The organism is Streptomyces sp. NPDC000880, from assembly GCF_053599675.1.
Map to the genome: position 1 here is coordinate 78,640 of NZ_JBSFMS010000017.1, position 6,357 is coordinate 84,996.

The 6,357-nt window shown below is 70.9% G+C and carries 6 protein-coding genes; 2 read left to right on the forward strand and 4 right to left on the reverse strand.

Annotated features, from left to right (window positions below):
- The first annotated feature begins 73 nt into the window (after positions 1-73).
- Positions 74-622 carry an acyl-CoA thioesterase gene (locus tag ACWDO5_RS08645; RefSeq protein WP_450529563.1) on the forward strand — a complete coding sequence of 183 codons (549 nt, stop codon included), beginning with the start codon at positions 74-76 and terminating at the stop codon, positions 620-622.
- Positions 623-656: 34 nt separating this feature from the next.
- Here ACWDO5_RS08645 and ACWDO5_RS08650 read toward each other — a convergent pair whose 3' ends face one another.
- The gene (locus ACWDO5_RS08650; protein ID WP_450529565.1) at positions 657-2,117 is read right to left on the reverse strand and encodes an LCP family protein; all 1,461 of its coding nucleotides are present in this window, start codon (positions 2,115-2,117) and stop codon (positions 657-659) included.
- A gap of 124 nt (positions 2,118-2,241) precedes the next feature.
- On the opposite strand from ACWDO5_RS08650, the gene ACWDO5_RS08655 reads away from it, so the two are divergent.
- Entirely contained in the window at positions 2,242-3,258 is a 1,017-nt protein-coding gene (locus tag ACWDO5_RS08655; RefSeq protein ID WP_450529567.1) for a glycosyltransferase family 2 protein, read from the forward strand.
- Positions 3,259-3,345: 87 nt separating this feature from the next.
- Here ACWDO5_RS08655 and ACWDO5_RS08660 read toward each other — a convergent pair whose 3' ends face one another.
- From ACWDO5_RS08660 to ACWDO5_RS08670, 3 genes are all read right to left on the reverse strand, one after another.
- Positions 3,346-4,605 carry a S8 family serine peptidase gene (locus ACWDO5_RS08660; RefSeq protein WP_450529568.1) on the reverse strand — a complete coding sequence of 420 codons (1,260 nt, stop codon included), beginning with the start codon at positions 4,603-4,605 and terminating at the stop codon, positions 3,346-3,348.
- Positions 4,606-4,838: 233 nt separating this feature from the next.
- Entirely contained in the window at positions 4,839-5,564 is a 726-nt protein-coding gene (locus ACWDO5_RS08665; RefSeq protein WP_450529570.1) for a helical backbone metal receptor, read from the reverse strand.
- A 12-nt stretch (positions 5,565-5,576) separates the two neighbouring features.
- The gene (locus ACWDO5_RS08670) at positions 5,577-6,170 is read right to left on the reverse strand and encodes a helix-turn-helix domain-containing protein (protein ID WP_450529571.1); all 594 of its coding nucleotides are present in this window, start codon (positions 6,168-6,170) and stop codon (positions 5,577-5,579) included.
- Positions 6,171-6,357 lie beyond the last annotated feature (187 nt).

Genomic DNA, 6,357 nt, shown 5'->3' on the forward strand with positions numbered 1-6,357 from the left:
AGGAATAGGGGCAGGGCTGTTGCGAAGCTGATGCAATGCGACCGCCGTAGACCACCCGCATATGGTTGAGGCCATGACAGACCAGGCCCAGCACCCGGAGGCACAGATTCCGGGCAAGCCCACCTCGGCGTCCCGAACCACCCTCAGTCACATCATGACCGTCAGTGACACCAATCTCCTCGGCACGGTGCACGGCGGCGTGATCATGAAGCTGGTGGACGACGCGGCGGGCGCGGTCGCGGGCCGCCACTCCGGCGGTCCCGCGGTCACCGCCTCCATGGACGAGATGGTCTTCCTGGTGCCGGTCAGGGTCGGCGATCTGGTGCATGTGAAGGCCCAGGTGAACTGGACGGGCCGGTCCTCGATGGAGGTCGGCGTACGGGTCCTGGCCGAGCGCTGGAACGAGTCGACCCCGGCGACCCAGGTCGGCAGCGCCTACCTCGTCTTCGCCGCCGTCGACGGGGACGGCAAGCCCCGACCCGTACCGCCGGTGATCCCCGAGACCGAGCGGGACCAGCGGCGCTACCAGGAGGCACAGATCCGGCGTACGCACCGGCTCGCCCGGCGCCGCGCGATCAAGGAGCTCCGGGAGAAGCACTCGGCGGAGGGCCTGGAGGACTAGGGGGCGAGTCGCGGGGTCTGTGGCGGAGCCCCAGCTATGGGCAGACCACCTGGTCGCCGGTGACCGCGCGGAACTCGCCCGGAGGCGGCTCCTCCGCCCGCACCCGCGTCACCCCCTTGTAGTCCGTCCCGGCCGTCACCTTCAGCGTCCGACCCTGCCCCTTCACCGCCCGCAGCTCGCACCCCGGCAGCGCCGCCGCCAGCGACCTCGCCGAGCGGTCCCAGCGCGGGTCGTACGTCACATAGCTGCGGCGCACCTCGCTGCCGGCGCGGTTCAGCGGAGCGCGGGTCGTGTTGAAGCCGGTGGCGCGCAGCGCGTCGTCGACCTGTCTGCCGAGGCCGTCGGTGAGCGTCCCGTTGTAGACCTGCACCCGGATCTGCCGCGGTGAGACATCGACCACCGCGGCCCGCGGCTTCTTCGGTTGGGGCGGCGCGAGCGGCTTGTCCTCGCGCAGCGTCTGGAACAGCTTCCTCGACTTCGCCTCGTCCCACTTCACCGTCGAGCCGATGCCCCTGACGGGGTCACTGGGGTCGCGCACCGGCACGGATGTGAACTCCGACGAGGCCGCGGTGAAGCCCCGCATCGCCTTGGCCAGGGCGAGCATCTCCTCGGCGCCGAAACCCTTGTCGGCCCGTACGGAGCTGAGCATCGTCGAGGAGACCTCGCGGAGCTTCACCGGGTTCAGCAGCGCACCGCTGCCGGTCGCCTGGTGGATGAGGGCCGCGAGGAAGCGCTGCTGGCGCTGCATCCGGCCCAGGTCGGCCGCCCCGTCGATATGGCGCGAGCGCACGTATTGCAGCGCCTGCCCGCCGTCCAGCTTGTGGGTGCCGGCAGCGAGATTCAGACCTGTGTACGTGTCCTTCATCCGCCGGGTCGTGCAGATCTCCACCCCGCCCAGCGCGTCCACCGTCTTCATGAAGCTGGTGAAGTCGACCTCCAGATAGTGGTCGATCTTCACCTTGGTCATCTGCTCGACGGTCCGCACGGTCAGGTTCGGCCCGCCCTCCGAGTACGTCGCGTTGAGCTTCAACGCGTGCTTCGAGTGGCGCTTGCCGGACGCGTCGGTGTGCGCGGGGACCTCGGCGTAACTGTCCCGCGGCAGACTCACCACGCTGGCGCGTTCCCGGTCCCCCGAGATGTGCACCAGCATGATCGTGTCGGTGCAGCGGCACGGTGCGCCGCCGAGCCGGTACTTGCGCTTCTCCTTCTTCGTGATCTTGTCGCGGCCGTCGGTGCCGACGACCAGGAGGTTCATGCCGTGGCCCGGCTCGGGCCGGTTCTTCATGTCCTTGAACGCGTCCACCCGGCCGATGCCGGTGTCCACACTGGTCACCACCGCATGCCCGATGCCGCCCGCCGCCAGCACCAGGACCGAGAGCGTGGTCGCCACCCGCATGCCCCAGCGGGGCCGCTCGACCGACTGTCTGGTCCGGTACCGGGCGTTTTGCCGGGGACGGCCGGAGGGGGACGGCCGGGAGCGGGGCGGCGTGGGCAAGGGGGGAAACCTCCGCGGGCGACAGGGGGACCCTGCGCACCGTAGGCCCATACAAACTGTGGCGACCGGCAGCGACCCGGCCGCCGCGCGTCCGTGTCCCCCATTCGCGGTAACGTGGCGGGCGATGAACGCCATGCCCCCTGTCTCCGTGATCATGCCGGTCCTCAATGAGGAGCGGCATCTGCGCAGCTCCGTCCGTCACATCCTCGAGCAGGAGTACGACGGCGAGATGGAGGTGGTGATCGCGCTCGGGCCGTCCACGGACCGTACTGACGAGATCGCCGCCGAACTCGTACGGGAAGACCCTCGCGTCCACACCGTCCCGAATCCCACCGGCCGCACCCCGGCCGCGCTGAACGCTGCCATCAAGGCCTCCCGTCACCCGATCGTGGTGCGGGTCGACGGCCACGGCATGCTGTCGGCGAACTACATCGCCACCGCGGTCCGGCTGCTCGAAGAGACCGGCGCGCAGAACGTCGGCGGCATCATGCACGCCGAGGGCGAGAACGACTGGGAGCACGCCGTCGCCGCCGCCATGACCTCGAAGGTCGGCGTCGGGAATGCCGCCTTCCACACCGGCGGCACGGCCGGCCCGGCCGAAACCGTGTATCTGGGTGTCTTCCGGCGCGAGGCGCTTGAGCAGCAGGGCGGCTACAACGTGGAGTTCATCCGCGCCCAGGACTGGGAGCTGAACTACCGCATCCGCGAGGCCGGCGGCCTGGTCTGGTTCTCGCCGGAGCTCAGGGTGCAGTACCGGCCGCGGCCGAGCGTGCGCGCGCTGGCGAAGCAGTACAAGGACTACGGCCGCTGGCGCCATGTCGTCGCCCGTTTCCACGAGGGCTCCATCAACCTGCGCTACCTCGCCCCGCCGACCGCGGTCTGCGCGATCGTCGCGGGCATCGTGGTCGGCGCGGCTCTCACCCCCTGGGGCTTCATCGTCCCGGGCGGCTATCTGGCCGCGATAGCCGCGGGCTCCCTCCCCGCGGGCAAGGGCCTGCCGCTCAAGGCGCGCCTGCAGATCCCTGTGGCGCTGGCCACGATGCACATGTCGTGGGGATACGGCTTCCTCACCAGCCCGCGCGCACTGGCGAAGAAGGTCATAGCGAGCCGCCGCCCGGCCGTGCAGGCCGAGGCCGCCTGAGCCGCCCACGTACGAGGCGATACCTACGACACGCAGGTACGAGAAGAGCCCCGGTGCGCGCCCACTTCGTGGTGAAGGTGACCGCCGTCAGAAGGACGTAAGCCTGAGCAGGCGCTCCTTGGTGGCGTCGCCGTCCTGGGAGGGCCAGGTCCAGTCGAGGCTGCCGGCGGCCTGCAGAGCCGCCTTGACGGTCTGGGGCGATGCCGCGGGGTGGGTGGCCCGGTACAGGGCTGCGCCGCCCGCGACGTGGGGCGCGGCCATCGAGGTGCCGGACATCGTGGCGTAGCCTCCGGAGCTGGAGGTGGAGCGGATGCACACGCCCGGCGCGATCAGGTCGACATCGGCGCCGTAGTTGGAAAAGTTGGCGAAGGTGTCGTCCACGTCGGTGCGGCACGTCGGCCGGCCCAGACCCCCCGGCTTGCCGTCGAAGTCGGCCAGGGCGCTGACCGTGATCACTTCGTCGTACGCGGCGGGGATCATGTTCTTGGCGTCGGCGTGGTCGTTGCCGGCGGCCACGGCGTAGGTGACGCCGGCGGCGACGGAATTGCAGATCGCCTGGTGCATGGCGTCGTTGTTGCTCTTGCCGCAGTTGCCGTCGTCGGTGCCCGAACCGCCCAGGCTCATGTTGGCGACTTCGATCTCGTCGGCGTGCTCGGTGACGTGGTCGATGCCGCAGATGACGGCCGAGATGCTGCCGCTGCCGAGGGGGTCGAGCACCTGCACCGGCCAGAGCCGGACGCCCGGTGCCGTACCGACCACGCCGGTGCCGTTGTCCAGGGCGCCGATGGTTCCGGCGACATGCGTGCCGTGGCCGTGCAGGTCGGAGGGGGGCAGCATGGGCAGCCAGCAGTTTTTGCCGCCGTCCGCGTACACATTCAGGTCGGGGTGGTTCGGGGCGATTCCGGTGTCGATCACCGCGACGTCGGCGTCGACCCGGGTGTCGACACCGTCAATGGCTGCGGTGATGCTCTTGTCGGCCTCCGCCCGGTCCACACCGGTCGGCGTCGACTGGGCGGTGGCATGAACTCGCCGGTCGGGCTCCACCGAACGCACCTGCGGGTCGTCGGCGAGCGTGGCTGCGACGCTCGGGCTCATGGACGCCGAGTAGCCGTGGAGGGCGTAGCGGTACACGTGCTTCACCTTGGCCCCCATGGTGGAGGCCTGCTCGACAGCCGCGTCCACGGCCTCGTTCATGTCGGCACCCTCGGTGGCGGCTGTGTCCTCGAGGGCCACGATGTATGTGCCGGGGATCTGGTCGGACTGTGCGGGCGCCTTGGCCACCGCGGGGGTCTGTGATGCGGCCGCAAGCACGAGCGCAAGGAGGGCGATACCGAAAGTCTTAGGCATCCCGGACCTTTCTTGAGGGCATTGAGAGCCGAGACTCAACCCGATGTCTCTGGGGAGTTCAGGGCATGGCTGCTTCGCTACGGCCCTCACAGCTAGCAGGTTTGCGGCGGTGCGGCAGCCCGACATCCGGCGGTCACCGGATTCTCTGACCACCTGTCAACCATGTGGTCCCATCCGGCCCTCGGGGCTACGACGGTCGGCCGGACCGCCCTCAGCCGTGGCGCGGGCAGGTTTCACTCCACCTGCCGGGTTGCTCGTCGCAGCGCCGCGCCGAGCACCGCGGGCGCCTGGGCCAGCGACGGCCCGTACCAGGTCAGGTGCCGGCCGCTGACCAGCACGGCCGGCAGCCCCGGAAAGGCCTCGGGCCCGTCGTCCGCCGCGAAGCGGTACGGCTCGTCGGGCAGGACCGCCAACTGGGCGCCCGCCTCCCGCAGTTCGTCCACCGGAATGCGTGGATAGCGCTCGGCGTGCCCCGCGTACACGTTCCGGACGCCGAGCCGGGCCAGCAGATCACCGGCGAAGGTGTCGCGGCCGAGCACCATCCACGGCCGTCGCCAGACCGGCACGACCGCCCGCCACTCCCCCACCGGCGCGAGCGCGGACCACGCCTGCCGCGCCTCGTCGAGCCAGTGCGGCCGGGCCTGCCCGCAGACGGTTGCCAGGACCCGCTCCAGCTCGCGGAACGCCTGCTCCAGGTCGCGTATCTCCGTCTCCAGCACCTCGATGCCCGCAGCCCGCAGCGCGGCCAGGTCGGGCGCCCGGTTCTCCTCCTCGTTCGCGATCACCAGATCGGGCCGCAGCCCGATCACCGCCGCCACGTCCGGGTTCTTGGTGCCCCCGATCCGTACGACATCGAGCTCGGCGGGGTGGCTGCACCAGTCGGTGGCCCCGACCAGCAGCCCGAACGCGCTGACGGCCACGGCCTCGGTCAGCGAGGGCACCAGCGACACCACGCGCACCTCGGCCGTCCCTCAGCGCCGGGGCTCGGGGCCCGCGTCGTCGATGTGGTCGGCGACCGAGACGACGAGGATCCGGGTGTCGGGGGCGGTGGCGCGCCACCGGTGCCGTACGCCGCCGGAGAGGAAGAGGGTGTCGCCGCGCGCCAGCCGGTAGGCGCGGCCCTCCGCCTCGACCTCCGCGGCGCCGTCGGCGACGTACATCAGCTCGTCGTTGCGGTGCTGGAATTCGCGTCCCGGATCATGCTCCCCGGTGAATTCCAGCGCCTGCAGTTGATGGTGCCCCCGCACGAGCCGACGGGTACTGGCGCCCTGTGGCAGTACCCCCTCTGCTGCTGCCGCGCGTACGACGTTGACGGTGCGCGCGGCGTCGGACGCGGCCAGCAGCCGGCCGGGGGTGGTCTCCAGGGCGTCCGCGACCCGCTGGAGGGAGCGCATGCTGGGGCGGGCCCGCTCGTTCTCGACCTGGCTGAGGAAGGGCACGGAGAGGCCGCTGCGCGCCGCGACCGAGGCAAGCGTGAGGTCCAGGGCACGCCGGCGCCTGCGCACAGCGGCGCCCACTCGAAGGCGTTCGGTCTCCTTCGGGTCCTTGGCGTCCATCGCGTCCATCGCGTCCCTCGCGTCCCTCGCGTCCCTCGCGTCCTTCGCGTCAATCCGCCGGGCTCCCCCGCCGGGATCCCCTTCCCTGGTCCAGTCTCACCTTACGCAGCTTCTTGCCCGGGCTTCCCTGCAAGTCCGTCCCCGTGGGGGCCGCCGGCAGGGAGACCGGAAAGCCACAAGGGGTGGCCCCGCCACC

Bases quoted from the DNA above. Each gene is read 5' to 3' on its own strand.
- ACWDO5_RS08655 (WP_450529567.1), top strand. From the start codon at position 2,242: ATGAACGCCATGCCCCCTGTCTCCGTGATCATGCCGGTCCTCAATGAG.
- ACWDO5_RS08645 (WP_450529563.1), top strand. From the start codon at position 74: ATGACAGACCAGGCCCAGCACCCGGAGGCACAGATTCCGGGCAAGCCC.
- ACWDO5_RS08660 (WP_450529568.1), bottom strand. From the start codon at position 4,605: ATGCCTAAGACTTTCGGTATCGCCCTCCTTGCGCTCGTGCTTGCGGCC.
- ACWDO5_RS08670 (WP_450529571.1), bottom strand. From the start codon at position 6,170: ATGGACGCGATGGACGCCAAGGACCCGAAGGAGACCGAACGCCTTCGA.